This is a genomic window from Vibrio qinghaiensis, from assembly GCF_002257545.1.
In the GTDB taxonomy this organism is placed as follows: domain Bacteria; phylum Pseudomonadota; class Gammaproteobacteria; order Enterobacterales; family Vibrionaceae; genus Vibrio; species Vibrio ordalii.
Genome location: NZ_CP022742.1, coordinates 1,044,393 through 1,067,706 on the forward strand (window position 1 = coordinate 1,044,393; position 23,314 = coordinate 1,067,706).

General features: G+C 45.5%; 19 protein-coding genes. 10 read left to right on the plus strand and 9 right to left on the minus strand.

Annotated features, from left to right (window positions below; genetic code table 11):
• Positions 1-82: 82 nt before the first annotated feature.
• A complete protein-coding gene (gene lamB / locus CCZ37_RS18435) occupies positions 83-1,309 on the minus strand; it encodes a maltoporin LamB (RefSeq protein ID WP_167372456.1) in 1,227 nt (408 codons plus the stop codon).
• Between the two features lie 438 nt (positions 1,310-1,747).
• On the opposite strand from lamB, the gene glgX reads away from it, so the two are divergent.
• Entirely contained in the window at positions 1,748-3,745 is a 1,998-nt protein-coding gene (gene glgX, locus CCZ37_RS18440) for a glycogen debranching protein GlgX (RefSeq protein WP_094502000.1), read from the plus strand.
• A 101-nt stretch (positions 3,746-3,846) separates the two neighbouring features.
• Here glgX and ulaG read toward each other — a convergent pair whose 3' ends face one another.
• On the minus strand, positions 3,847-4,914 hold the full coding sequence (gene ulaG / locus CCZ37_RS18445) for an L-ascorbate 6-phosphate lactonase (RefSeq protein ID WP_094502002.1): 1,068 nt from the start codon (positions 4,912-4,914) through the stop codon (positions 3,847-3,849).
• Positions 4,915-5,037: 123 nt separating this feature from the next.
• The gene (gene ulaR / locus CCZ37_RS18450) at positions 5,038-5,793 is read right to left on the minus strand and encodes an HTH-type transcriptional regulator UlaR (protein WP_094502004.1); all 756 of its coding nucleotides are present in this window, start codon (positions 5,791-5,793) and stop codon (positions 5,038-5,040) included.
• Positions 5,794-6,184: 391 nt separating this feature from the next.
• On the opposite strand from ulaR, the gene CCZ37_RS18455 reads away from it, so the two are divergent.
• The 7 genes from CCZ37_RS18455 (at position 6,185) to CCZ37_RS18485 (ending at position 12,206) form a co-directional block, all read left to right on the plus strand.
• Positions 6,185-7,945, plus strand: a complete 1,761-nt coding sequence (locus CCZ37_RS18455) for a PTS ascorbate-specific subunit IIBC (protein ID WP_026028425.1) — start codon at positions 6,185-6,187, stop codon at positions 7,943-7,945.
• A gap of 77 nt (positions 7,946-8,022) precedes the next feature.
• Positions 8,023-8,505, plus strand: a complete 483-nt coding sequence (locus CCZ37_RS18460) for a PTS sugar transporter subunit IIA (protein ID WP_010316860.1) — start codon at positions 8,023-8,025, stop codon at positions 8,503-8,505.
• A gap of 7 nt (positions 8,506-8,512) precedes the next feature.
• Positions 8,513-9,205: an L-ribulose-5-phosphate 4-epimerase gene (locus tag CCZ37_RS18465; protein ID WP_010316858.1), complete on the plus strand. Its 693-nt coding sequence runs from the start codon at positions 8,513-8,515 to the stop codon at positions 9,203-9,205.
• A gap of 5 nt (positions 9,206-9,210) precedes the next feature.
• Positions 9,211-10,032, plus strand: coding sequence for a Cof-type HAD-IIB family hydrolase (locus CCZ37_RS18470; protein WP_094502006.1), 822 nt, complete (start codon positions 9,211-9,213; stop codon positions 10,030-10,032).
• A 5-nt stretch (positions 10,033-10,037) separates the two neighbouring features.
• Complete coding sequence (locus CCZ37_RS18475; RefSeq protein ID WP_010316854.1) at positions 10,038-10,685, plus strand: 3-keto-L-gulonate-6-phosphate decarboxylase UlaD; 648 nt, start codon at positions 10,038-10,040, stop codon at positions 10,683-10,685.
• Between the two features lie 8 nt (positions 10,686-10,693).
• On the plus strand, positions 10,694-11,575 hold the full coding sequence (locus CCZ37_RS18480; RefSeq protein ID WP_094502008.1) for an L-ribulose-5-phosphate 3-epimerase: 882 nt from the start codon (positions 10,694-10,696) through the stop codon (positions 11,573-11,575).
• Between the two features lie 208 nt (positions 11,576-11,783).
• The gene (locus CCZ37_RS18485; RefSeq protein ID WP_094502010.1) at positions 11,784-12,206 is read left to right on the plus strand and encodes a hypothetical protein; all 423 of its coding nucleotides are present in this window, start codon (positions 11,784-11,786) and stop codon (positions 12,204-12,206) included.
• A gap of 34 nt (positions 12,207-12,240) precedes the next feature.
• On the opposite strand, the gene CCZ37_RS18490 is transcribed toward CCZ37_RS18485, so the two are convergent.
• Entirely contained in the window at positions 12,241-13,212 is a 972-nt protein-coding gene (locus CCZ37_RS18490) for an arginine deiminase-related protein (protein ID WP_094502012.1), read from the minus strand.
• A gap of 511 nt (positions 13,213-13,723) precedes the next feature.
• Here CCZ37_RS18490 and CCZ37_RS18495 point away from each other — a divergent pair.
• Together CCZ37_RS18495 and CCZ37_RS18500 are read left to right on the plus strand one after the other, a co-directional pair.
• On the plus strand, positions 13,724-15,568 hold the full coding sequence (locus tag CCZ37_RS18495; RefSeq protein WP_094502014.1) for an ABC transporter ATP-binding protein: 1,845 nt from the start codon (positions 13,724-13,726) through the stop codon (positions 15,566-15,568).
• A gap of 97 nt (positions 15,569-15,665) precedes the next feature.
• The gene (locus CCZ37_RS18500; RefSeq protein ID WP_094502016.1) at positions 15,666-16,370 is read left to right on the plus strand and encodes a DUF445 domain-containing protein; all 705 of its coding nucleotides are present in this window, start codon (positions 15,666-15,668) and stop codon (positions 16,368-16,370) included.
• 89 nt (positions 16,371-16,459) lie between these two features.
• Here the strand turns inward: CCZ37_RS18500 and CCZ37_RS18505 are convergent, their stop codons facing one another.
• From CCZ37_RS18505 to CCZ37_RS18525, 5 genes are all read right to left on the minus strand, one after another.
• Complete coding sequence (locus CCZ37_RS18505) at positions 16,460-17,215, minus strand: phosphatase PAP2 family protein (protein WP_081480661.1); 756 nt, start codon at positions 17,213-17,215, stop codon at positions 16,460-16,462.
• Between the two features lie 312 nt (positions 17,216-17,527).
• Positions 17,528-19,405: a PhoX family protein gene (locus tag CCZ37_RS18510; RefSeq protein ID WP_094502018.1), complete on the minus strand. Its 1,878-nt coding sequence runs from the start codon at positions 19,403-19,405 to the stop codon at positions 17,528-17,530.
• 106 nt (positions 19,406-19,511) lie between these two features.
• Positions 19,512-20,348, minus strand: a complete 837-nt coding sequence (locus tag CCZ37_RS18515; RefSeq protein WP_094502020.1) for an arginase family protein — start codon at positions 20,346-20,348, stop codon at positions 19,512-19,514.
• Positions 20,349-20,354: 6 nt separating this feature from the next.
• A complete protein-coding gene (locus tag CCZ37_RS18520) occupies positions 20,355-21,089 on the minus strand; it encodes an IclR family transcriptional regulator (protein WP_010316838.1) in 735 nt (244 codons plus the stop codon).
• A 161-nt stretch (positions 21,090-21,250) separates the two neighbouring features.
• Complete coding sequence (locus CCZ37_RS18525) at positions 21,251-23,137, minus strand: methyl-accepting chemotaxis protein (protein WP_094502022.1); 1,887 nt, start codon at positions 23,135-23,137, stop codon at positions 21,251-21,253.
• Positions 23,138-23,314 lie beyond the last annotated feature (177 nt).

A 23,314-nucleotide genomic window follows, 5' to 3' on the forward strand; every position in this document is an offset into this window, starting at 1 on the left:
CTCATCTCCGAGTCGTTAAAAAAATAGCCGACATCAGTCGGCTATCAGCATATGGATTTAGACTAATAAGGACAAGGAGAAATTACCACCAAGCTTCCACTTGAATGCCAACGACGTATTCAGTGTCTTTACCAGTTGCAAATGCATTTTTGTTTTCAGTATCAAGTAGGTATGAGCCGTATACACGGAACTCTGGACGAGCCCAGAAGCTGTCTCCCATCGCCCACGCTTGTGCCACTGTCAATTTCGCATTGCCGAAATCTTCTGTTGCTGTCCCTGCACTATTAATTTTCTCACCAGCGTTATAGCCAGCTTCAAATACAGTGCGCATTGTGTTATCCCATTTGTACATTGGGCGCACAACAATTGAGTATTGGTCAACATCAAAAGTTTTACCTGTAAATTTACCATCACTATCGCTGCCTCCTACATCAGAGCCAGCTAAATAAGCAAGTTGGTGACCCATTTCCCACGATTGACCAAAACTCACGACACCCCAGTTTAAGAGACGGTAGCCTGTAGCACTATTTTGAGCCTCGTCACCACGGTGATAATAAGTGCCTGCGCCCCAAAGGTTAGCCGCTTGCACGCCATAACCATTGGTACCCACTTGAAGAATTGTTTGGTTAAAACCGTTTGATAAACCTTGGTGCAGAATGGCTGATGCCAACAAACCATCATCAGCTTGCTCTGTTGCATCACCTTTTTCGGTTGCAAAGTTATAAGCTAACGCAAGTTCTAGGTTCGCATTTTCCCAAAGACCGATATTGGCTAGGCGAGCATCAAAGATATAACCCGTTGAATCAGTGTTATCACCATCTTGGATCAACGCAAGTGACAGTTTCTGATTGCCAACGGATAGGTTTTGAATACCACCACCTGTACCAGAAGTGTTCAAGAAATAAAAATCGGTGATGTGGATATCTTTACGTTGGTAGTAAGATTTACCCGCCCAAATTTCAGCAGACTCATCACCAGAAATAAGACCTTTAGCTTTTACCGCAAACTGAGCAACGTTAAAATCGCCATCTTCCCAACCCTTTGCACCATCGTTACCTTGTGCAATCATTGATTCGACACGCCAAGTTTGCTCACCTGTCTTTAATTCTTCAGCAAAACCAAACTCATAGTAGTTGTCGTTCTCGTTACCTAGACGACCTACACCATTTTTGTTGACAGAAAGGTCACCATTACCCTGACCACTAATTCCGGTACCCGCGCGGAAATAACCATTAAAATCAACAGCAAAAGCAGAACCTGCTGCTAGAGTAGCAGCCACTGCGGCAGCAATTACACTTACTTTTTTCATTCTTAACTCCATTAAGGACGATTTATATTTATGGAAAATTTTAACTACGGACAGCATTTAAAACTTTCACTCTTCTCCTATTGGAACCTGCAAGGCAGTTGACAGATAGACGCTAAAAGAAGAGGTAAGACGGGACTAAGTCCCCAGTTGTTTCAACGGTGCTAAGGTTACTAAAGGCGTAATAGGCTTGCTTCCTCCACCTCAAAATAATTCAGGGGGGAGGAAAAAGGATGAGTAATTTTACGGTATAGCATTTTTAAAACGCAGATCACGGATTTTAGGGGGAGGAGAGCCGTTAATGGTTATAAAATAGAATACAAAATGCCTTATTGATCACTATTTAGGACCAATAACATCATTAAAATGAAATAAAATTACATTCAAATTTTATTCATTGGGCGCTTGACCTAATATCAACAAAGCTTTTTACTTAAAGCGATGACGTGCAGCAAAATAACACTTAAAGATGCCCATATGAAATGTACTCGTTCTAGTCCTTACCCACTCGGTGCAACCCTTGACAACACAGGTTGCAATTTTGCTATTCATGCTCCAGCAAGTAAACAGCTTCTACTCGCTCTGTTTGACCAACAGGGAAGTTTCACCACTCACGTGTTAGAGAATGAATATGCGGGCGTGAAGTACACTCATGTACCAAACATTAAAGCAGGGCAAAAATACGGTTACCTCATTTTAAATGGTGATGAGCCGCACTATATTTCCGACCCCTACGCGAAGGCGATAGATAAAAATTTAGGCTATACAACACCGTTTAGTTCAAAAAAGAGTTTCGAGCTGCCTAAGTGTATCGTGGTTGATGATCAATTCGATTGGCAATCAACTAGAAAGCCAAACATACCTCGCGATAAGACTATTTTGTTTGAGACTCATATCAAAGGGGTGACCAAACTCAATCCACGAGTGACTAAAGCAGAACAAGGTACTTATTTAGGCTTAATCAGTGAGGAGATGCTGGAGTTTTATCGCAAGCAACACATCAACACGCTACAACTGCTGCCTATCGCGGCTTGTATGCATGAGCCACATCTATTGGATATGGGCAAAGTCAACTATTGGGGATATAACCCCTACCTGTTTATGGTGCCAGATCCACGTTATGCGCAAAAAGATGCGGTAACGGAACTGAAAACGGCTATCAGAGAACTGCATCGTCACGGAATTGAAGTGATACTGGATGTGGTTTATAACCACTCAGCGGAGGGGGGCGAAGATGGGCCTATTTTCAATTTAAAAGCACTCGACCCTAAATATTATCTAAAACACGGTCAACATTACGCGAATTTTACCGGTTGTGGTAATACCATAGATCTCTCTTATCAACCCGCCCTTAACCTAGTCATGGACACCCTGCGCTACTGGGTTAGCGAATACCAAATCGATGGTTTTCGTTTTGATTTGGCCGCAACGCTTGGAAGAAATGGCGATAATTTCAGCCCCGATGCTGCGTTCTTTAAAGCGGTGGCGCAAGATCCAACGTTAAAACGAGTCAAATTGATTGCAGAGCCTTGGGATATTGGTCCAAACGGTTACCAAGTAGGCAATTTTCCTTTCGGTTGGAATGAATGTAACGACAAATTACGTGATATCACACGCAGCTTCTGGCGCGGCGACCAAGGCTATTTAAAAGAGTTCGCCACACGCTTAATGGGCTCGCGCGACTTGTACAGTGCCGCCAACTGGCCCTACAAACTGACCGTCAATTACATCACTTATCATGATGGCTTCACCATGCAAGATTTGGTGTCATACAAGCATAAGCACAATGAAGCGAATGGTGAACAAAACCGAGATGGTCACGGTGACAATCGCTCCGACAACTATGGCGTCGAAGGCGAAACCGAGAACATGGTGATAAAAGCAACCCGCGAAAAGCAAAAACGCAATATGATGGCGAGCTTACTTTTTGCTTTTGGCATTCCTCATATTCTCACCGCGGATGTGCTTTCGCATACTCAGCAAGGTAATAACAATGCTTACTGCCAAGACAATGAGATCAGTTGGCTTGACTGGAACATGACCGAACGCAAAAGCTACTTCAAGCATTGGCTAAGTCAAATGATCGCGGCGCGACAAACCTATATGGTGCCCTTCATTCGCGCGTTCAGTGGAGAAGAGCGTAATGCCAACCGCATCTTCTGGCGACGCGTGGATGGCACATTGATGGAGCATGACGATTGGAACCGCTTAAGTTCTGTGGCATTGCAGATGGGCATTGGATCGGATGGGGCTGAAATGCTCTACTTGATCAACCAGACCAACGCACCCGCTCGTTTTACGCTCCCCAAAGATCGTAACCAAAACTGGGAAGTGATATGCGATACCAATTTACGCAACGTACAACCTGGCCATGCAGAGGGAGAAATATTGCAATCGCCCATCTCAATGACCATTTTGCACTATCAACCTGAAGTATAAAATCAAGCGCTACGCATCATTACCGATAAACAAAGAGATTACCGATAAACAAAGAGGCCCAATTGGCCTCTTTCTCTTCTCTAGTTTCTGCTTTCAGAACATTACAGGAATGCTTTGAAAGGCAGCTCTGGTTCATCGACAAAAATATCTTTAAAGCCCCTGAAATGTTGATAGTGCATACGCCCTTTATCGGTTGGATAAGTATATTTACCACCTACTTGCCAAAAGAAAGGTGCAAAACCGTATTGCAGACGATCTTTTTTCATTTGCCACAATACTTCAATTTCACGCGGGTCATTTTGGAAGTTAGCCCAAATATCGTGATGGAATGGGATCACCACTTCACAATTTAATGACTCTCCAGCACGTAAAATGTCAGAAGATGTCATTTTATCGGTCACACCACGTGGGTTTTCACCGTATGAGAGTAGCGCCACATCAATCTTGTAGTCGTTACCATGTTTTGCATAATAGTTCGAATAATGCGAATCACCCGAGTGATAGATTGAACCACCTGAGGTTTCAATCAGATAGTTGACCGCGCGATCATCCATACCATCAAGAATCCCCTTATCATAAGATGAGATACCTTTAGGCAGCGTAATCAACGCAGTGCGATCAAAAGAGTCCAGTACTCGGATACTGATATCGCCGACTTCAATGCAATCACCCACTTTCGCCACAATGCAGCGCTCACTCGGTACTCCCCAGCCTTGCCACAGGTCGACGCAAGCTTGTGGCCCAATAAATTTCACATGTTCACCACAGTTTTGCAGCACAGCCGCTGCGACATTAATATCGATATGGTCAGCGTGATCATGCGTCGCCAGCACCGCATCAATCTCTTTGATGCCAAATGGGTCCAACACAAAAGGAGACGTTCTTAAGTTGGGTTGCAGTTCACGCACGCCCCCCATCCGCATCATTTGGTGTTGTGGGTTCATAAGCGGATTCTTTTGCGTTTTCTTACCCGTCCCACACCAAAAATCGATCGAAAGATTGGTATTCCCGGCACTTTTTAGCCAAATGCCTGTACAACCAAGCCACCACATAGCAAAAGTGTTGGCTTCCACCTCGGTCTTTTCTATCTCTTCATTCAGCCAAGTTCCCCACTCAGGAAACGTACTTAGAACCCATGAATCGCGTGTGATTTCATCAATTTTACTCATAGCAACACCTTTTATTTCACGATCAGTTAGACAAATGTTGGATGTAGGGAGCCAAGCGTCTTAACCAAAGGTGAAGACACTGAGCCTGTGTTTATTATTAGAATCTGTAGAGCGAAGTGCTTTTTATACCAGAATCACTTCTGTCCCCTGCTGCTGTAGCGCTTGGATAACTTGCGGATCGGCGGCTTTGCCAGTGATAACAATATCAACCTTGCTGGCGGGGCAAAATAGCATCCCCGTACGCTGCCCAACTTTAGAACTATCCACTACCACCACTAACTTACCGATTTGCTCTAGCATTTGTTGCTCGGCAACAGCGGTAAGCATATCGGTTTTGTAGAGGCCATTTTCCGTCAGCCCTTTACCACTGGTGAACATCCAATGCCCGGCGTAGCCACCTAACGAATCAGGGGCCGGGTTGAGAAAAATGTTTTGTGCTTTGTTGTACTGCCCACCAATGATGATCACATCGTCGTGATCTTCATTGATAAGATAACTGGCCAGTGGAAAGTAGTTAGTCACAATTTGAACATCTTGGCCACACAACTCTTTACCGAGCAAGAAGGCAGTCGAACCACAGTTAATTACCACACTGTCACCGGGTTTGCAGAGCTTAGCCGCAGCCATGGCAATCTGTGATTTTTCATGGAAATGATCCGTACTGTCGATATTTAACGGCGTCCACGCTCGCTTTCTAATCTCTAAGCGTTCAGCACCATTGCGAACTTTCTTCAGCTTACCTAGCTCATCTAACTTAGAAATATCACGGCGGGCCGTTGCTGGTGACACGTTAAATTTCTCAATAATATGCGTGACGTTGATGGTGCGCATATTGTCTAGCAAAGACAGTATCTCGTTATGTCTTTGTACTTCGTTCATGGTTATCACCTTATCTTTTCATCAAGTGATTACTTGGTGATTATTTATGATTTGTTTTGATTCTATTTCTCATCCATCACAATGTCAAACACTGGACGGACAAAACTTCCCTCTCGATCACAATAAATTATAAGTCATTGATTTTATTTGATATAAAATTTCAACTGTGACTTGAGTATCAAATAATGTCTCCCGCTGGTGGAGAAATTGATAAAAATCAAAATAATCACAAATGAGCATTGAATGATTAGTTTTGATTGGTAAAGTCTATTTCGTGAGCAAAACAAGATGGAAATCAGCATCACCTTGCTGAACCACTCTGACCTACACCCAGCTTCGAGTAAGACGGGAATACACATAACGATAAATAAGAGAATCAAGGGGTAAAGATATGCAGTTCATCTACGATATCTTCTACATTTTTTATAGCCAAGTAATGACTAAAGCACCTTTGCTGCTGGGCTTAGTCACCCTTATCGGTTACTGGTTATTAAGAAGAGACACCACCACCATCATTAAAGGGTCGATCAAAACCATCGTCGGCTTTATGTTGGTACAAGTGGGTGCAGGGACCTTAGTGGCAGGCTTTAAGCCTGTGATTGAGAAATTATCGGAATATCATGGTTTAACTGGCTCGGTTATCGACCCGTACACCTCAATGATGGCCACCATGGAAATCATGGGGGATGATTATTCTTGGGTCGGCTATACCGTGCTACTGGCACTGGCGATCAACATCTTGCTCGTTTTGCTGCGCCGCTACACAGGCATTCGCACCATCATGCTAACGGGGCATATTATGTTCCAACAGGCAGGGTTAATTGCGGTGTTCTACCTTGTGCTGGGCGCAAGCATGTGGGAAACCATCCTTTACTCGGCTGTTTTGATGGCGCTCTACTGGTCTATCTCCTCCAACATTATGTTCAAACCCACCGAAGCCGTCACGGGTGGAGCCGGTTTCTCCATCGGCCACCAGCAACAAGTCGCGTCTTGGATTGCAGTTAAGATTGCCCCAAAATTGGGCGACAAAAACGAGAGTGTCGACCACCTTGAGCTGCCTAAATGGTTGCACATTTTCCACGACAGTATTGCCGCAACCGCGATTGTGATGACGCTATTTTTCGGCATTATTTTGCTCTCATTTGGTTTAGACAACCTGCAAGCAATGGCGGGAAAAACCCATTGGTCTATCTACATTCTGGAAACTGGCCTTAAATTTGCGGTAGCGATTCAAGTTATCGTAGCGGGTGTGCGTATGTTCGTTGCCGAACTGTCTGAAGCCTTTAAAGGTATCTCAGAGCGCGTCATTCCTAACGCGGTGTTAGCCATTGACTGCGCCGCTATCTACGCGTTCTCACCTAATGCCATGGTGTTTGGTTTTATGTGGGGCGCGATTGGTCAATTTACGGCGGTGCTGGCCATGCTCGCTTTTGATGCACCGATCATGATCATTCCCGGCTTTATCCCGATGTTCTTCTCCAACGCGACCATTGGTGTTTTTGCCAACCACTTTGGCGGCTGGCGCGCGGTCATGAAGATCTGTTTTGTGATGGGTATCATCGAAGTAGTGGGCTCAGCATGGGCCATTCACATCTTCAACCAATACGGCACCGAATTCAGTGGCTGGATGGGCATGGCCGACTGGGCGCTAGTCTTCCCGCCAATCATGCAAGGCTTATCCGTCTCAAAACTGTTCTTCTTTGTGCTGATTGCATTGGCTGGTGTGTACATGTTCTTCGCCTCTAAAAAACTGCGTGAAGAGGAAGATGCACAAGGTTTAGTAAACATCAGTGACGATCCAGAAGTCATCGCCGCCGTCGAACAAGCACTGAAAGTCAGTGATGGCGTGCGCCCGGTCAGCATTTTAGCCGTGTGTGGTAATGGGCAAGGCTCCTCAATGATGATGAAGATGAAAATCGGTAAGTATCTGGAGAAAAAAGGCATTCCACACGTGATGGATTCCTGCGCAGTGTCTGATTATAAATCTAAGCTCGCCACCACCGACATCATCGTCTCATCAAAACATCTCTCTGGTGAGATGGAGCCCGGAGAAGGCAAATTTGTGCTCGGCGTACAAAACATGCTGAATCCGAACTCTTTTGGTGATGAGCTGCTCGATATCATCGATAAAAACTTTGTCACTTTGAAATAGCTATTGGCTACAAAACGATAAGTACAAAAACAACAATAGGTGCCAGACGCACTGGCACCCACTCTGGAGATAGAACCATGGGACTGAAACAATCACTGATCGACAATGATTCCATCCAATTAAATGCACAGGCGAGCACTTGGCAAGAGGCGATCAAAATCGGTACGGATAGGCTGATAAAATCAGGAGCCATCCACCCCTGTTATCACGATGCCATCATCAGCAGCGTTGAACAATTAGGCCCGTACATCGTCATCGCGCCTAATCTTGCCCTGCCTCATGCTCGTCCTGAAAATGGCGTGATCAGAACCGCCTTTGCTTTAGTGACGCTACAAACGCCTGTCTATTTTGACGGCGAAGATGAACCGGTCGATGTGCTGATCACCTTAGCGGGCAGCTCGTCTGATCAGCATATGGAAGGATTAATGGAAGTAACCCAAGTGCTGGATGATGAAGAGAGCGAGACAGGCGTTGATCTCGATAAACTGCGCCGTTGTCGTACCGCGCAGGATGTTTACCAAGTGATTGATCAAGCGTTAGCGGCGCAATTGGTCGAGTGAGGATGTCATGTATAGCGAACTAAAACAGCGAGTATTTGCGGCAAATCTTAAGCTTCCCCAATACGGTTTAGTCACTTTTACTTGGGGTAATGTGTCAGAAATAGACCGCGAGAAGGGCGTCATCGCCATCAAACCTTCTGGCGTGGAATACGATGTAATGAAAGTCGATGACATGGTGATCGTTGACCTTAACGGCGCGATTGTGGAAGGCACACTTAATCCATCCAGTGATACCGCCACTCACCTCGAACTCTATAAAGCTTATCCAGAGATTGGCGGCGTGGTACACACCCATTCGCGCAGTGCCACTATTTGGGCGCAAGCGGGCATTGACATTCCTGCTTTAGGAACCACTCACGCCGATTATTTTTACGGTGACATCCCCTGCACACGCAAACTTTCTTGCGATGAAATCGCTGGCCAGTATGAGAAAAACACCGGCCTTGTGATCATCGAAGAGTTCACACATCGGCGCATTGATCCGATGGCGGTGCCAAGTGTGATTGTCGCCGGGCATGCTCCTTTCTCTTGGGGCAAAGATGCTAAAGATGCGGTTCATAACGCCGTCGTCTTGGAGGAGATTTCTGCCATGGCGCTGGCTACTCGTTCACTCAACAGTGGCATCAAAATTCAACCGGAATTATCCGATAAACACTATCAACGTAAGCATGGTGATAACGCTTACTACGGCCAAAGGTAGCAGCTATGTATAAAGTTCTCGCGCTCGACCTTGATGGCACGGTGTTGACTGATGAACACACCATTCATCCTCAGCTAAAGCGAGCGATTCAACAAGCGCAGCAACACTGCCACGTGGTGATCGTGACCGGCCGTCACCACACGGCGGCTAAACCCTATTATCAAGAGTTGGGGCTCACAACCCCCATCATCTGCTGTAACGGCACGTATGTGTATGACTACCAAAATGAAAAAGTGCTCAAGCACAATGCTATTGCCAAGCACGATGCATTGAGCTTTCTCGCTTTGGCTAAAGAGTTTCAAATGAAACTGGTGATGTATGTGACCGACGCGATGACCTATTCCAAGCGTAGCCCAATCGCCTACATGCAAGCGTTGGAAAAATGGGCCAACCAGTATCCACCGACGGCACAGCCCAAAATCGAGCAAATTGACTCGTTTCGTCACCGTGTCGAGCAAGAAACGTTTATTTGGAAATTTGTGGTTGAAGGGCTACCGAGTTCCGTTGAACGCCTTGCCCAACAAGCTTGGGTACAAGAGACATTCAACGGTGAGCGTTCATGGTCGAATCGCATCGACTTTGCTGCCAAAGGCAACAGTAAAGGTCAGCGCTTGGCTGAATATGTGCAATCGCTTGGCTACCACGCTAATCACGTGCTGGCTGTCGGCGATAACCATAACGACATTTCAATGCTCGACTACGCCGGGCTCGGTGTGGCGATGCTCAATGCCGACGATACGGTGAAATCCCACGCCAAACTGATTTGTACAACCGATAACAATCACGACGGGCTCGCCCGTTTGATCTGTGACAAAATTCAAGGATAACTCTCATGACTAAACCAATGATCCAAATCGCTCTCGACCAAACTGACCTTATTTCTGCCATCGAAGTGGCAAAAAACGTAGCAAGCTTTGTTGATGTCATCGAAGTGGGCACCATCCTCGCCTTTGCTGAAGGCATGAAAGCCGTCAAAACGTTACGCCATAATCACCCTGACCATATTCTCGTGTGCGATATGAAAACCACCGATGGCGGCGCTATTTTAGCGCGGATGGCATTTGAAGCTGGCGCGGATTGGATCACCGTTTCTGCCGCAGCGCATATCGCTACCATCAGTGCGTGTAAGAAAGTCGCCGATGAGCTGGATGGCGAAATCCAAATCGAAATTTACGGCAACTGGACCTTTGCTGATGCACAAGCGTGGATTGATCTTGGCATCACCCAAGCCATTTATCACCGTTCAAGAGATGCCGAACTGGCCGGTATTGGTTGGACAAGCGAAGATGTTGAGAAGATGCGAACTCTATCCGATATGGGGCTTGAGCTTTCCATCACAGGTGGCATCGTGCCCGAAGATCTCTATTTATTTGAAGGCATTAAGGCCAAAACCTTCATTGCGGGGCGTGCATTGGTCGGTGAAAAAGGTCGCGTCACTGCCGAAGCACTGCGCAGTCAAATCGATCGTTTTTGGTGCTAGGAGGCCGTATGTATCAGCATTTGCCACGCCAACGTATCGGGTTGTATGAAAAAGCGCTCCCCAATCATTTCAGTTGGGAAGAAAAGCTCGCCACAACGAAAGAGCTGGGGTTTGATTTTTTAGAGATATCCGTCGATGAGTCGGATCAACGTCGTCAACGCTTAGACTGGGATGATGCAACCATCTATCAGCTACGAAGATGGTGTGAGCAATACCAAATCCCGCTCCAATCGATGTGCTTAAGTGCGCACCGTAAGTTTCCTTTTGGCTCGTCAGACCCCGCCATTAGAGAGCAAGCTATTTTGCACATGGAGAAAGCGATTACCTTAGCTTACAAACTGGGTATTCGTACCATTCAACTCGCAGGCTATGATGTCTATTACGAACCCGCTAATGAAGAAACTCATCAACGCTTCATTGAAGGCATGCAGCTTGCCGCCAAACTGGCCGAGCGTGCTGGCGTGATGCTGGCGGTGGAGATCATGGATACCCGCTATCTTAACTCACTGAGCAAGTTCGAAATTCTCAAGCGGCAAGTACCCTCACCCTATTTTATGGCGTATCCAGATGTAGGCAACATTTCAGGTTGGAACTACGATGTGTGTACTGAATTGGCACTTGGTATGCCTCACATTACTCAGATCCACCTTAAAGATACCCATTGTGTCACCCCAAACTACGCTGGCCAATTTCGAGATTTAGTGATTGGAGAAGGAGAGGTTAATTTCGACGCCATTTTCCAAACCTTGAAAAAGACACACTGCGTTGCTCCGCTGGTGATTGAGATGTGGGCACAAAATGAAGATTGGAAGCGCGACATTCGTACCGCTCAACAGCGATTAAACCAAGCGTGTGACGCCGCAGATTTGCCTCGTTTATTTAACCTATAGCTCGTTTATTTAACCTATAGCCCGTTTATTCAATCGATAAATCGTGCTCCGATGCATCTTTTATGCATTATTTATCCTGAACTTGGATAAAGCCGCGCCCGCCCCCCCGTGAGCGCGGTCTCTTTTCTTAGCAAACATTGACATCAACAACACAATCGCGCAGAGTTGCTTTTTGATAACGCCCCGATGCATAACACTCTGAGAACCAATGAAATTACTTCACTTACAACTCTTCTGGTATGAAAAGCATCACACCCTTTTAGAAATGGAAGCGCTCCCTACGCTCACCCCAACCCAAGAGCAAGCAGTGGCAGAGTGGGTTAAGTGTCGACGCAAAATATTAAGCTTTGAGGCCCACCAGCATACTTGGGTAAAAGTGAATGTAGACGGTTTTTCTTCTGCCTTGCATTTAAAGCCGAATGGCACGTTGGTCGAGCGAGATCTGTTTGGTGAAAAAACACTGCAAGGATTATGGAAAGTCATCGACGGTTTCTTATTTATCAAAGTGATCAGTGGTGAATTTATTGTCGAATATCAGATTGTTGGCAATAACGAACACAGCATTCACTGCGGTATTGAGTACATCAACGGCAGAGTCAGTACCTACAGCAAATTTATTCAAACCAAATGAGAGTTTCCGAACCATTCCCTTGAAGCACTCGATATTAGCCAGTCGTAGGAAGAAAAATCTCACCGAGCATACATCTCACCGAACCACCGCCAATATCCTCAATGGTCTTCACATTACACGGCAGTAACTTACCGTGACTGGCCAGCTGCGCACGCTGCGCCGGCGAAAAGGCATCAAACGCCGATTGCGACATAGCGATCACTTTATCTCCTGCCGCCGTTTCCAATTGTAAAATGTTGCCGCAGAAACCGTTCATCTGCTCAAGTGAAATTGAGATGATCTGCTTATCTTTGGCCAGTGATTTAACCACAAAACGACGTTCAAACTCCGGGATCACTTCATCGCAAATTACGCAGAATGCTTCACCAACCGCCATCATCACATTGGTGTGATAAACCGGTTGGCCTGAAGGCAACGCCGTTTGAAAAGAGACCACGCGATCATAACCGATACGTTTGGCGTACTCCTCTAACACTTCACGGTCGCAGCGCTGTGACAACGCCGAATAGATGGTTCGATTAAGGTGATCAATCACCATCACACCGGTGCTTTCAAGATAAGCCTGCTGGTCTTGATACGCGAGCAACGAATCTTGCGCAAATACCTTACGGCCTGACAAAGTAAGGGTTTCGATCAACGCTTGTGGGCGCACTTCTTGCTGTCGATTTTTACAAGCCATCGGAAAGGTAAACAAGGTTCCCTCTGGCGTAGTGCTAAACCAGTTATTAGGGAAGACGGCATCTGGCGTTTCCACTTCAGATAATGGGTAATCAAACTCCACCACTTGCACGCCTTCGAGACGCAGTGTCTCAACCATGCTTTGATATTCGGCCATGGCTTGGATGCGAACTTGTTCGGTACTCAATGCAACTTGGTGTTGAAATTCATTATCTTGCGCCGTTTGAGCGTTAAATTTGAACTCTTTTGGCGGCACCATTACGACACAATTGGCATTTTGCACCGTATTCACGGCTGGCTGTGTGATCACTTGTTCCTGCAACATCATAGAAACTTTCCCTTCTACTCACTTTAGGCCAATTGTAAGCATAATGTTAAAATAACATTGACTGAATTTTTGGTTATTTCATCGAATAACTCCTATTAATTACTGAGAAAACTACTTTTCACATTAAAAATTACGGCAAAATCCCCATCACACCTAAAAATATTCACCCTTATTCAAAAAATATTCACAGTAAAAACTCACTTAAAAGTAGCGCAACTCGTTGATGGTTCTCTTATCGTCGATAACGATATTTAACTCACTTCACTTTTTCACCCGATGGACGTTACTGACCATTCGAGCCGATGCTTGCTGCATTGACCACAGTATTAATCAGGCGCCATTTTCTAGAGCCAAGCGCGAAAAGTAATCCGCCACTTATGTTGTGATTTCGTTATACTTCTGTTCGGCTTACTCCATCATTTACTCCCCTTATAGGAGTTCAACGTTAGATTCTCGCGTTCTAGGCTTTTGGTCTCTCATACTTTAGCGAGAATTGGCATAAGGATTTTCGATGTATAAAAAATTTGAAAGCTTTACCCAAGCCTTTCCCAAAGAGGAACCCAAACAGCCTCCTGCGACCTTATGGGCCTTTTGTCGCTCCTACACGCGCGGTTTTGAAAAACCACTCATGTTAATGGCGTTAATCAGCACGTTAATTGCCGTTGTTGAAGTATCACTGTTCGGTTTTATGGGCCAACTGGTGGACTGGCTCTCATCCAGTAACCCAGAGACTTTCCTAAATGAGAACCGAGACACCTTGATCGGTTTATCTATTTTGGTACTCGTGATCATGCCACTTTTGATTGGCATCTATTCACTGTTGATCCACCAAACTATGCTCGGCAATTATCCCATGTCGATCCGTTGGTTGGCGCACCGTTATCTGCTCAAACAAAGCCTCTCTTTTTACCAAGATGACTTTGCGGGAAGAATTGCCACTAAAGTGATGCAAACGGCGTTATCCATCCGCGAAACAGTGATGAAGACCTTGGATGTGTTTGTCTATGTGTCAGTCTATTTCACTGCGATTGTGGTGATGTTGGCGCAAGCAGACTGGCGTTTAATGGTGCCGATGCTCGTCTGGCTCGCGGCCTACATTTGCATTCAACTTCACTTTGTACCACAGCTTAAAAAAGTGGCATCAGAACAAGCCGATGCTCGCTCAACCATGACGGGGCGCATTGTCGATAGCTACACCAATATTGCCACGGTCAAATTGTTCTCACACACCCGCCGAGAAACCGACTATGCCGAACAAGGCATGGAGAGCTTTTTAGACACAGTTCACCGCCAAATGCGTTTAGTGACTGGCTTTAACCTGTGCGTTGAACTCGCCAACTATATTTTGGTGTTCGTGATTGCGGCGACTTCGATTTATCTATGGATGCAGAGTGCCATCAGTATTGGTGCCATCGCGATTGCGATCAGCCTTTCATTGCGCATTAATGGCATGTCGAAATGGATCATGTGGGAAGTCGGTGCACTCTTTGAAAACATGGGCACAGTCGTGGATGGCATGAAAACCCTCTCGAAACCGATCACCATTGAAGATAAACCTAACGCAAAACCGTTGCAGGTTGCACAAGGTGGCATCGAATTTGATGACGTGAGTTTCCACTATGGCGAGAATAAAGGCGTTATTAACCATTTAAACCTGACCATTAAACCGGGTGAAAAAGTGGGTTTAGTAGGACGCTCTGGCGCTGGCAAATCGACTTTAGTTAATTTACTGCTTCGTTTTCATGATGTTGAAGGTGGTCAAATTCGCATCGATGGGCAAGCGATCAATGACGTCACCCAAGATTCATTACGCAGCAAAATTGGTATGGTGACGCAAGATACTTCACTGCTGCATCGCTCGATCCGCGATAACATTTTGTATGGCAACCCTGATGCGAGCGAAGAACAACTGCTGCAAGCCACCCGACAGGCACACGCGCATGAGTTTATCGAAACACTCACCGACCCATTTGGTAACCTAGGCTATGATGCGCAAGTGGGCGAGCGCGGCGTAAAACTGTCTGGCGGCCAGCGCCAGCGAATTGCTATTTCCCGCGTGCTGTTAAAAGATGCGCCACTATTGGTACTCGACGAAGCCACCTCCGCACTCGACTCCGAAGTGGAAGCGGCGATTCAAGAGAGCTTAAATGAGCTGATGCAAGGCAAAACCGTGATTGCCATTGCCCACCGTTTATCAACCATTGCCGCAATGGACAGGTTGATCGTACTCGATAAAGGTAACGTCGTTGAGCAAGGCACACACCAGGAGTTGATCGCTCAAAACGGCATTTATGCACACCTATGGGCGCACCAAACCGGTGGCTTTATCGGTTGCGACGACGTTGAAGTTGCTTAATGGTTTATCAACGGAGTTTGCGCTCCGTTGATGCTTCCACAATTGACTCTTTTTCCTTAGAATTCGCCCATTCCCTTTACTTGACTAGATTAGGATTATGAACAAGAGCTTACTCACTAATATCATTGCACTAGCGCTCCTTGCAACGGGCTATCAACTGGATAACACCATTGCACTTTATGCAGGCTTATTTGCCTTTTCTGGCGCAATCACCAACTGGCTTGCGATTCACATGCTGTTTGAAAAAGTGCCAGGACTATATGGCTCGGGGGTGATACCTGCCCGCTTTGAAGAGTTCAAAACCGCAATCAAGAGCCTGATGATGGAGCAATTTTTCACCCAGTCCAATATTGACCGCTTCCTCAGTAAAGAGATGACGGGCAGTAAAACGTTGGATCTTGAGCCTGTGATTGCCAAAGTTGACTTCAACCCAACCTTTGATTCTTTGGTCGAAGTGATTGCAAACTCTCCATTTGGCGGCATGCTGGCGATGTTTGGTGGAACCGACGCGCTACAACCACTCAAGCAACCGTTTGTCGAAAAAATGCAGCAATCTATGATTGATATCAGCCAGAGCGATAGCGTTAAACAAGCGCTCAAAGAGCAGTTAGAAGCTCCTGAGATGATTGAAGAGATCACCGCTAACATCGAAAACATCATCGATCAACGTCTCAATGAACTCACGCCTAAATTGGTGAAAGAGATGGTACAGAAGATGATTAAACAGCACCTTGGCTGGTTGGTTGTTTGGGGTGGAGTATTCGGTGGTTTGATTGGTGTGGCTTCCTCCTTCTTTGCCTGATTGCCGTTACTTATGTGATTGTAAAATGTGATTACAAAAAAGCCAGCACGTTTAAATGTGCTGGCTTTTTTATGATGGCTCGTTAACGGTTAACAGAGATGAAGACGCGTTAATAGTGGTTTTAATTTAGGGTGATCTAAGGGGTACACTTTGGGTATCACAAGGTAAATCATGCTAACAAACAGCAAGGAACCGTATAAATCAACCGGACGATGCATCCCTAACCATAAACGGCTAAAGGCAACTCCGCATGCCCAAAGCAGTAGACCCGCTGCAAAAACATAGCGCTTTTGTTCAATAAACAGGCCACCAAAAAAAGCCAAACAAATAGCAGCGAAGATCGTATGACCAGAGGGAAATGAATAGTCCTTTTCACCCTGCCAGTGACGTAGACGCCAGTCACTGACTTGGGTTGCGATGTCGGTCATCACACTTTCTTTTTGTAATTCACTCAATTTATAAAAATGCGCAGGGTTTGGGATAAGTAACTCATACGTCATTAATTTGGTGTACGGACGCGGGCTCTCTGTCAGATGTTTTAAACCGGTTTTGGCAGCCATACCAATCACCAATAACAAGCCAATTTGAATAATGCGGTTAAGCAGTTCAATGCGGGAAGTCGCTGTCCGTGTTGCCAAAAAAGCCAATAAAGCAAAGGTAAAGCCAAAACCTTGCCAACCAGCCGAATCGGTTAAATAGGTAAAAAATGCACCGACGCCATCGCTCACTGGTGTGGTCAAATCAATCGAAGACCCAACCAATGAGATGGGAACTAACAGCAACGAGAACAAGGCTAAGAGTACTAAGCCCGATTTTTTGATTTGGATTTGCTTTTTCACGCTCAATAGACACCGCTGGATTATTGAAGATCAACATAATAACGGACGACACGCAAAGAACGTATCAAGCGATTGTCAATTTGAGGGAAAATAATCGCCCCGACCTCACCCTTTTTACTTATTTTCCTGACACAAAGAATTCATGCATAACGTGTAGGAAAGGCAAACAGGACCATCTACTGCCCAACCGAAACAACGTCTTCTTTCGTGCAAGATAGGAGGCGGCAAGACCGTGAATGGATGATGGCAACAGCGTTGACCGACAGCAGGAATGTTAAAAAGGGAGCCGTAGCTCCCTTCAGCGTAAATGATCAGGGCTTATGCGCCAATAACCCCGCCGTCTTCACGAGTGATCATCATAATGGTCGAACGCGGCTTGGTGGTTCCACCGTATGGGAAATGCGATGGCGCTTCATCTTCCCCAGGGTGTTGAACGCCAACAAACATGGTTTTTTGATCCGGTGAAAAAGTTAACCCTGTTATTTCACAAGCAATCGGCCCAGTTAGGAAACGTTTGACTTCACCAGTAATTGGATCCCCGCACAACATTTGGTTGTTGCCTTGCCCGGCAAAATCCCCTTTGTTGGAATAGTTGCCATCGGTTTGAATCCACAAGCGACCCGCGTTGTCAAAGTCGATACCATCTGGGCTGTTGAACATGTTGTCTGCTGAGATATTGTCGCTGCCCGCATAGAGATCGCCTTTATGTACCGTTGGGTTGCCCGCAATCAAGTAGAGATCCCATGCGAACACGGTGCTAGTATGATCATCATTGGCTGGCATCCAGCGAACAATTTGGCCATAGTTATTCTTAGCACGAGGGTTAGGACCACCAACAGGTTGTCCCTCTTTACCTCGGTTTTTATTGTTGGTCAGCGTACAGAACACGTGCTTATTATCAGGGTGAATAGCAACCCATTCAGGGCGATCCATTGTTGTCGCGCCAACTTGAGTAGCCGCACGGCGAGCAAAAATCATCACTTCAGCTTGATCATTAAAACCGTTTTCTGGTGTTAAACCATTTTTACCAAAGGTCAATTCAAGCCACTTTCCTGAACCTTTCAGCTCTTGCTCATTCATATCAAACTTAGCAACAAAAAGGGTTCCTTCTTCCAATAAGTTGCGATTCGCCGCATCGTTACCAGCTTGGTAGCGATTTTTTGAAACGAATTTGTATAGATGTTCACCGCGTTCATCATCGCCCAGATAGACCACAGCATGGCCATCTTTATTGAGTGTAAGCGCCGCATTTTCATGCTTGAAACGACCTAACGCCGTGCGTTTGAGTGGCATCGATGTTGGATCGTTAGGGTCGATTTCTACCACCCAGCCAAAACGGTTTGGCTCATTCGGGTTTTTGGCAACATCAAAACGCTCATCATGCTGATGCCATTGATAATCACTGGGTTTAGCTTCAACACCATAGCGCTTATGATCAGCGCTGAGCGTTACCGCATTTTGGGTTGTTCCAAAATATCCATTGAAGTTCTCTTCACAGGTAAGATAAGTGCCCCACGGTGTTTGTCCATTAGCGCAGTTATTCAAGGTTCCCAATGCTCGTTTACCTGTGGAGTCTGCTTTAGTTTTAAGCAGCGAATGTCCAGCGGCAGGGCCAGTTATGACCATTTCGGTATTCGCCGTAATGCGGCGGTTACGTTTGCCTTGGCGATCAACCTGCCATGCATTATTGCGTTTCACTAGTTCCACAATCGTCACACCATGAGCGGCTTGTGCTTTACGCACATCATCTGCTGTCATCGATTTGCCTTTGTGATCAAACAAGTATTCGTAATTGGTGTATTCATTATTAATCGCAAGCACACCGCGATCATCCGAAATTGGGAAGAAGCTCATGCCATCAGTGTTATCACCAAATTGAAGCTCTTGTGCTCGCGAATCTTGTTTACCACTTTGGTCAAATGCTGGCGCATCAGCAAAAATTGGGTCACCCCATGACATCAATGGCGTCGCTTTGTACCCTTTAGGCACAATGACTTTATCAGCCGTTGATGCTGGAATAGCCTCAAAGTTGAGCAGTGAAGAGCTCGACTTTGCCGCCACAGCTTTAGCCACTGGGTTTAAGGATAAAAATGCACCAGCACTGACTGCCGCACTACTGGCCATAAAACGGCGGCGAGAGAGTCTCGCTTCGATCATTTCACTAAATTGAGACTCTTGCTCATCACGCTTCCACATGTTTGCTCCTTGACTTTACTTGTCTTGTTATTGGATTTTGCAAGCAGCATAGCGGTCTATCGTGACAAATATGTTAAATTTAGATTGCTTAACGGTGACACTAAAACTAAGCAGCGTGGATCACATCCGGTGACAAAGCACATAGCTCATCTAAAATTTCTTTGGTCTGCTTAGAATAAATCAACTTCTCTTTCGCACCGATCAATTGGATGAGTTTTATCTTACCTGATAACACACATTGTCTTAGGCTTCTTAATACCATCTGGTTATCTAACGCATGATTCTCATCAACCCCCACTCCCGGAACTAAAGAGGCTAAATCAATCGTCACGATCAGTTGATCACAATGCTCTATGTAGTGACCTAATTGGCTTTTTAGTTGATTACGATGACGAAAACCACACTCATTCAGCGTTAACCAATCACAGCCTAAATCTTCTGCATACTCCCACACTTGATTAGATTGATGCATTTCATCAATCCCAATACAAAATAGGCGCGTATTGTTATAGCGAGAGAGTGCAAAATGAAATGCAGAGCCAACTTGTAGGTCCAGCGTTTGTTTCAGCTCAAAATGATGTCCGATACTCACAATACCAACTTCGTCATTCTCAAAAGCCATCACTGGTAATGCATTGAGCAGCATTTCGTGACAATTCGCTAGTACGACGGGCACTGAGCTCAGTGCTAATTGATGACTCAAGGTGTCTTGAAAACGGGTGGCATTTTTATCTTTGACGACTATATGTCCCGCATCAGAGTAACAAGGCGTGGATTGACGCTGATAGAGCCAATCTGATGCAAATTCAAGGCTTTGCTGAGCAAATTCAAACTCTACTTGAGACATTGGCTTTATCTGCTCACAGAGTGTCATGAACGTTAATGGATAAGCGGGTTGGCTCTGTGTACGACTCATACGGTAGCGTTTGAATAAACTTAGCATTATGAATTACCTTTCTGGTGGCAACGCTCTTGCTGCCTGTAATACATGTAAAATGATCCGCTGCTTGTTGGTTTCAACACGATGGGCTGGAGCCATCACTGAAATTGCGCCGATCAACTTACTCCCTTTCATTACAGGGGCACTAATTCCGGAAACACCAGGATCAATCTCTGACGTGCTCACGGCGTACCCATTACGACGTATTTTTTCCAACTCTGTCTGCCATTTTTCCATTTGGTGGTCTTCACCAAAATAACGAAGAATTTTTTCACAGCGCGGAGCGGGTAAATACGCCAACATCACTTTAGATGAGGCACCTCGAAGCAGGGGTTGACTTTGACCCTGGACGAAGCTGCATCGAAGTGCCTGCATACTTTCTTTTTGGCTAACGCACAAGGCTCGGTATCCCACCGGAACCATGTATGCCGCCATTTCGCCTGTCTGTTTTTGTAATCGACTTAACACCGCATCGACTGCATCTAAATTGTGTTGACTCGTTTCATAACTGCGCATTAAAAGTAGAGCCGCCGAACCGATGATCAACGTTTTGTCGTGTGGGCTCTCTTCGATCAAGTTCCACTCTTTCAAAATCTTCAGATGTCGGTACAAACTACTCAGCGGAACTTGCAATTGTTCGCTCAAGGTTTTCGCTGATACTGGCTCTTCATTTACCGCCACTTGCATCAATAATTGCAGTGACTTTTCATTAACTTGGCTGGCCGATAATTTCGTTTCGTTCATGTTTTCTTTTTAGCCTCATTTATTCCACGCCTCAACTATGATTCTTATATATCGAGAATTTAAGATTAATAACAGACTCGCTTTCTCACTAAGTGAGAAAATATAACAATCTGATCAAAAAAAGGCTCCGCAGAGCCTTTTGAATAAAAAAGAAACAACCGTTAGGCTAATTTAAATGTCGCCACTTTTGCACTCAGCTCTTCCGCTTGCTGCTTGAGTTCATTGGATTGGCTCAAGCTATCTTCTGCACCAATGACCAGTTGCTCCGTCACATCCTTGATAGAAGTAACATTTTGTGTAATTTCACTAGTCACATGCGTTTGCTCTTCGGCTGCTGTCGCAATTTGCGTCGCCATATCACTGATCAAGGCAACCGCTGCTTTAATTTCTTCAAGCGCACCGGATGCTTTATCGGCATCTTCCACTGAGTTCTCAGCGAGCGTTGAGCTGCTTTGCATCAACGATACCGCACGTTTAGTGGTTTCTTGCAGGGTATCAATGGTTGATTTTATCTCTTCGGTAGAAGTATGGGTGCGCTGAGAAAGCACACGAACTTCGTCTGCTACTACTGCGAAACCTCGGCCTTGCTCACCGGCTCGCGCAGCTTCAATAGCCGCATTCAACGCAAGTAAGTTGGTTTGCTCTGCAATGCCTTGAATGGTTGCCAGTACGGTCGAAATCTCTTGCGCGTGTTGGTTTAGTGCGGCAATCACGCCACTGGCCTCACTCACTGATTTTGCCAAGTTATTGATCGAGCCTTTGGTATGAATCACCAAAGCATGGCCATTATTGGTGCTGGTTGCCGAGTCTTGCGCTGCTCTTGCCGTTTGCTCTGCGTGAGAGGCTATCTCTTGCGTTGCCGACGCCATTTCAGTGACTGCAGTAGCAACCATCACAATTTCTTGCTGCTGGTGACTAAGCTCTGATGCCGATTGATTAGCGCGATGCGCGCCATGTTCTGATTGCGCTTCCAATTGATGAGACTGGTGACGAATATGGCCAATAAGTTGTTGTAAGCTTTCCACAAAGGTATTGAAATTATTGGCTAGTTCGCCAACTTCATCACTATTTTCAACCTTAATGCGTTGGGTTAAGTCACCACTACCGTTTGCAATTTGTGCCAACGCTTGAGAAACATTATTCAAAGGACGGAACAAAATATTACACAATAAGTTAAACAGCAGGGTACAGAGTATGACCACAACGGCAGTAACAATGAGCTGGCTGAAAGTAGCTTCAGATAAAGGTGCGATGAGCGAATCGTGATTGATGACCACAACAGTACTGAGATTCGTTCCGCTGATGCTTCGGGCGTAGAGAACATACTCCTCACCTCGAATATCCACCAATAAATCGCTGCTTTTCGCAATCGCTTGGCGGATATCAGCGAAATTTAAACCCAGATCAGAAACACTTTTATTGAGCAACTTAGTATCACTATGGGTAAAAATATTGCCTTTATCGTTAGCAATAAACATATACCCTTCACCTGGCAAAATAACTTGTTTCATGCTGTTGAGGATGTCAGTAATTTCTACGTCGGCGCCTAAAACAACTTGTTGACCATGTAAATTCAGTGCTTTACCTAATGAAACCACATTAGCGCCCGTTGCCGCCGCAACGGTTGGGTTATCCATAAACACTTTTGATGGGTTTGCTTTAGCGTTTGTATACCAGCCCCATTTGCGCGGATCATCGTTCCCCGGCGGCAAGATGACACCATTAGCGTTGTTTTGCGAACCGTCGGGGTAAGCAAGAAATACGTTGTCAAACGCTGCAGAATCTCGAACTTGTTTTAAATGTGTCACGATGGCTTGTTTCTCGGCATCTTGCGACAGCGAGGTTAAAGCACGCTCTTTCGACAATAACCAGTCCGTGACATACTGATTATAAGAAGCGGTGGTACTTTGCAGTCGCTGCTCAACATCAATATCTAATCGCTCCAGAGCAGCTCGATACGACAATGCTTCAACGAGTAGTCCTCCAAGAATAATGGCAGCACTGGCAGAAATCGCCAGTTTGTTTTTTAACGACAGTTTTTTAAACATAGATAGGTAGACCTATTTGTAATAGTAATTTAACTCAAACCGATAGAATTCTCGATCAATTGGACATTATAATTTCAAGCCTCAAAATAAAACTTGAAGCGGTCCACGTCTTTGTCATTGCTCACAAAGGACGACAAAATAGCATGGTGCATTTAACACATTTATATCATGTTAGTC

Coding starts and splice junctions, on each gene's coding strand:
- ulaG (WP_094502002.1), bottom strand. CDS start 4,914: ATGAGTAAAATTGATGAAATCACACGCGATTCATGGGTTCTAAGTACG.
- CCZ37_RS18515 (WP_094502020.1), bottom strand. CDS start 20,348: ATGCTAAGTTTATTCAAACGCTACCGTATGAGTCGTACACAGAGCCAA.
- CCZ37_RS18460 (WP_010316860.1), top strand. CDS start 8,023: ATGGGACTGAAACAATCACTGATCGACAATGATTCCATCCAATTAAAT.
- ulaR (WP_094502004.1), bottom strand. CDS start 5,793: ATGAACGAAGTACAAAGACATAACGAGATACTGTCTTTGCTAGACAAT.
- CCZ37_RS18465 (WP_010316858.1), top strand. CDS start 8,513: ATGTATAGCGAACTAAAACAGCGAGTATTTGCGGCAAATCTTAAGCTT.
- CCZ37_RS18485 (WP_094502010.1), top strand. CDS start 11,784: ATGAAATTACTTCACTTACAACTCTTCTGGTATGAAAAGCATCACACC.
- CCZ37_RS18520 (WP_010316838.1), bottom strand. CDS start 21,089: ATGAACGAAACGAAATTATCGGCCAGCCAAGTTAATGAAAAGTCACTG.
- CCZ37_RS18525 (WP_094502022.1), bottom strand. CDS start 23,137: ATGTTTAAAAAACTGTCGTTAAAAAACAAACTGGCGATTTCTGCCAGT.
- CCZ37_RS18470 (WP_094502006.1), top strand. CDS start 9,211: ATGTATAAAGTTCTCGCGCTCGACCTTGATGGCACGGTGTTGACTGAT.
- glgX (WP_094502000.1), top strand. CDS start 1,748: ATGACGTGCAGCAAAATAACACTTAAAGATGCCCATATGAAATGTACT.
- CCZ37_RS18475 (WP_010316854.1), top strand. CDS start 10,038: ATGACTAAACCAATGATCCAAATCGCTCTCGACCAAACTGACCTTATT.
- CCZ37_RS18480 (WP_094502008.1), top strand. CDS start 10,694: ATGTATCAGCATTTGCCACGCCAACGTATCGGGTTGTATGAAAAAGCG.
- lamB (WP_167372456.1), bottom strand. CDS start 1,309: ATGAAAAAAGTAAGTGTAATTGCTGCCGCAGTGGCTGCTACTCTAGCA.
- CCZ37_RS18500 (WP_094502016.1), top strand. CDS start 15,666: ATGAACAAGAGCTTACTCACTAATATCATTGCACTAGCGCTCCTTGCA.
- CCZ37_RS18455 (WP_026028425.1), top strand. CDS start 6,185: ATGCAGTTCATCTACGATATCTTCTACATTTTTTATAGCCAAGTAATG.
- CCZ37_RS18495 (WP_094502014.1), top strand. CDS start 13,724: ATGTATAAAAAATTTGAAAGCTTTACCCAAGCCTTTCCCAAAGAGGAA.
- CCZ37_RS18510 (WP_094502018.1), bottom strand. CDS start 19,405: ATGTGGAAGCGTGATGAGCAAGAGTCTCAATTTAGTGAAATGATCGAA.
- CCZ37_RS18490 (WP_094502012.1), bottom strand. CDS start 13,212: ATGATGTTGCAGGAACAAGTGATCACACAGCCAGCCGTGAATACGGTG.